Genomic DNA, 3,528 nt, shown 5'->3' on the forward strand with positions numbered 1-3,528 from the left:
TATGCTTCATTAATTTTATTAATTTGTTCCTCAAGCTGAGTCAATTGAAGATTTTCTTCTTTAAACATAGCGTAAAGGTCTTTATCTAATTGAATAGCTTTAGAGTAATGTTGAAATATTTCTTCATGAATAGAATATCTTTCCATCATACAATCAAATAAATCTTGCGATAGTCTCTTAAGTTCAGGATCTTCCATTTCTTCAATCAGTGGCTCTAATGATTTAAACTCATTTTCAGAAGCTTTTATGCTTTCCTCTTCTTTGACCATATGTTCCTGCCGCTGGTCAACGATTTGGGCAGCTTCATCTGACAATTTAGAAACTTCTCCCATTTCCTTCATGCCTAAGGAAATTATTTTATCATAAATTTCTTTTTCTTTCTTCTCTAATTCGACTAACGGATCTTGCTGCTGTTCAAATAATTCTTCCGATGCAACAACCTTTTCTAAAACATTATATATTTGTTCAACAGTTGAACTCTTATTCAAACAACCAGAAATAATCATTACCGTACTTAAACAAATGATTATCAGGCAGCTTTTTATTGATACCGGCACGCTATAGACCCCCTTAATTAGAACAATTTAACTATACCTGCAGCCTCATCATTTTTCAATACACGAAAGGCTTGTCCATAAATAATTCTATTCCCTATACTTTTCATTTATGACATAGGCAAAGGCCTTCACCAACAAAATACTCCTAACATAGGCTATATAAATCGTCCTATAAAAAAAATAATATGTAGGCGATAATCTACTTTAGGGAGGTTATCCTTCATGTTTGGTTATGGTGGATACGGTTATGGCTGCGGCTATCCAGGGTTTGCTGGCGGTTTTGGCTGCGGCGGAGGCTTCGCGCTGATTGTTGTGCTTTTTATTCTTCTTATCATCGTTGGCTGCGTTTGCTTTTGCTAATATTGTAGGAGAAGGTGCAAAAATGTACCTTCTCTTTTTATTAACATTTTTCATTCATTTTGATAGACTAAATAAAGTAATTAAAAATTCGCCGATTGATCTTATGCTACAGGAGTGAATGACATGTTAACGATGAGGGATATTATTCGTGATGGACACCCAACATTAAGAAAAGTTGCAGATGAAGTTCCACTTCCACCAACAGAAGAGGATAAGCTAATTTTACAAAGCCTTTTAGAATATGTAATCAATAGTCAAAACCCCGAGATTGCAGAAAAATATGGCCTGCGCCCAGGCATCGGGCTGGCTGCTCCGCAAATCAATATTTCAAAAAGGATGATTGCTGTCTACCTTAAGGATGAAAAAGGAACTCTTCATAATTATGCGCTGTTTAATCCAAGAATCAAAAGCCACTCAGTTGAAAAAGCTTACTTAACTTCTGGAGAAGGCTGTTTATCAGTTGATGATCTGATTCCTGGAAATGTTCCAAGATATGCAAGAGTAACTGTTCAAGGAACTACAATAGATGGAATTGAAGTAAAATTAAGGTTAAAAGGGATATTAGCCATCGTGTTTCAGCATGAAATTGATCATCTGAACGGAATTATGTTCTATGATCATATTAATAAAGAGGATCCTTTTAAACCAATTGAGGGTGCTGTCCCAATCGAAAGATAGCAGGTTCAACTTTTGGACACCATGCGACAAAGGAAAAGACCGAACATTAGGCGTTCAGTCTTTTCCTATATTTTAATTTCCCTAAATTAATCCTATTCTTTTCAAGCCGTCCCAGATGCCGTTGTTGTTTGCTGAAGTTGTTGTTACATCTGCAGCAAGCTTAACTTCGTCTAATGCATTGCCCATTGCAATTCCAGTTCCAACTGCTTGCAGCATTTCGATATCATTTAATCCATCCCCAAAAGCATATACATTCTTCATCTCAATTCCTAAGCGGTCTATCATTAGCTTTATTCCCTCAGCTTTTGAGCCTCCTGCAGGCAACACATCCGTTGAAAATTGATGCCAGCGGACAAAACGGAAATTAGGAAATTCACTTTCATAGGCCGCGTCCTCTTTTTCTTCCGTAAATACTAATGCCTGATAAACTTCCCTATTCTTATAAAAATCAATATCTTTTTCTGGATAAGGAAATTTCAAACTGCCTATACTTTCTTCAATAAATCTGTTATCTAGTTCTGAGGATTTCATTTCTTTTTCATCTAGAAAAACAAGCGGATGTCCTCTATCCATTGAGTAGTTCACTAACCTTTCAATTTCAGATGTCGGCAGCTCATTTTTAAATATGACTTCATTTTCAAAAACAACAAATTGTCCATTAAAGCTAACAAAAGAATCGATATCCAGCTCATTGCGCAGACTGTCAAACATAAATGGAGCACGCCCTGTAGCAATCGCAACAAATACTCCATTCTCCTTTAAATGCTTAAGAGCTTGTTTTGTTGACTTTTGTAGCTGTTTATCACTGTCTACCAACGTTCCATCTATATCAAAGAATACTATTTTTTTCAATTATGTTTCTTTCCCTTCTATACATACTAGGCTGCAGCTTTACCTTCTTTTTGTTTTTCTTTAGTAGAGGTGATATAAACCCCCAGAAAAATGATAAGCAAGCCTACAATCATTGAATAATGAATACTTTCTCCCAATATGAAAGCTCCCCACAATATGGCTGATCCTGGCACTAGATAAGTTACTAAGGAGGCAAATTCCGGACCGCCATTTTTAATTAAATAATAATATATTAGGTATGCAACCCCTGAGCCTAATGAACCTAAGCCAAGCATTGAGAAAATTACATGCCATTCCGTAAAGGCAACGATGGATTCTGGCGATGAAACTAACATAACGAAAAAACTAATGAGTGCAGCAAAAAAGAGGGTAAATAAGGATATATGCAAGGTCGAGACTTGCCCTAAATTTTTCTTTGTAAGTTGTGTCCCTGCACCATAACAAATAGTCGCACCTAATAAAAACAGGATTCCTGAAAAATGACCCGAAAGAAAATCCCCAGACTTTAGATCAGAAATAATAAATATCCCGATAAACCCTAGAATAATACCGATCCATTGTTTTTTTCTTAAAACGGTTGAGAAAAATAGCGAGCCGATAAGAAGAGTCCAAATAGGTGTTGTGGCATTAATAACGGAAGCTAAGCTTGACGAGATTTTCGTCTGACCCATAGAAATAAGCAGCCATGGCAATGCATTGTTTAGTAATCCAACTAAAAAAAGCTTTGTTAGCGGAAGTTCTTTGTATTGGATTTTTTCACGTTTTACTAATGTGAAAATAGCTAGTATTAAAAAGCCAAAAAGGCACCTTCCAAAAACAACTCCAGCAGGTCCCAAATCTTCCAGCAATAGTTTAACAAATAAAAATGATGTTCCCCAAATGATGCTTAAAATTGCTAATGCACTATATAGCTTTCCCATTTGCCTCATCCTTACCTTAAAACTAATTTGTAAAAAATTTCGATTTACGTAATAAAACACTAAACCCATTTTTCAAAATTGTCAATTAAGGAATATTAATAAAGGAATGTTCAATTATTCATGAGCTATCCAAAAATACCCATGAGAGATAAGCTGTATTT

Annotated in this window: 5 protein-coding genes; 2 read left to right on the forward strand and 3 right to left on the reverse strand. The window is 35.6% G+C overall.

Annotation, left to right across the window (positions count from 1 at the left end; all coding sequences use genetic code 11):
* Positions 1–557, reverse strand: a 557-nt coding sequence (locus tag V7164_RS25245) for a YkyA family protein (RefSeq protein ID WP_335355597.1), incomplete at its 3' end; no start/stop codon positions are given.
* A 222-nt stretch (positions 558–779) separates the two neighbouring features.
* Between V7164_RS25245 and V7164_RS25250 the strand changes: the two genes are divergently transcribed.
* Both V7164_RS25250 and def read left to right on the forward strand, forming a co-directional pair.
* The gene (locus V7164_RS25250) at positions 780–917 is read left to right on the forward strand and encodes a YjcZ family sporulation protein (protein ID WP_335355598.1); all 138 of its coding nucleotides are present in this window, start codon (positions 780–782) and stop codon (positions 915–917) included.
* A gap of 123 nt (positions 918–1,040) precedes the next feature.
* Positions 1,041–1,595 (forward strand): peptide deformylase, encoded by a 555-nt coding sequence (gene def / locus V7164_RS25255; protein ID WP_335355599.1) that lies wholly within the window; start codon positions 1,041–1,043, stop codon positions 1,593–1,595.
* An 81-nt stretch (positions 1,596–1,676) separates the two neighbouring features.
* On the opposite strand, the gene V7164_RS25260 is transcribed toward def, so the two are convergent.
* Together V7164_RS25260 and V7164_RS25265 are read right to left on the reverse strand one after the other, a co-directional pair.
* The gene (locus V7164_RS25260) at positions 1,677–2,447 is read right to left on the reverse strand and encodes a Cof-type HAD-IIB family hydrolase (RefSeq protein WP_335346471.1); all 771 of its coding nucleotides are present in this window, start codon (positions 2,445–2,447) and stop codon (positions 1,677–1,679) included.
* Positions 2,448–2,473: 26 nt separating this feature from the next.
* Positions 2,474–3,367, reverse strand: coding sequence for a DMT family transporter (locus V7164_RS25265; RefSeq protein WP_335346470.1), 894 nt, complete (start codon positions 3,365–3,367; stop codon positions 2,474–2,476).
* Positions 3,368–3,528: the final 161 nt, after the last annotated feature.

Origin of the sequence: Bacillus sp. JJ1474, from assembly GCF_036965225.1 — a bacterium.
In the GTDB taxonomy this organism is placed as follows: domain Bacteria; phylum Bacillota; class Bacilli; order Bacillales; family Cytobacillaceae; genus Cytobacillus.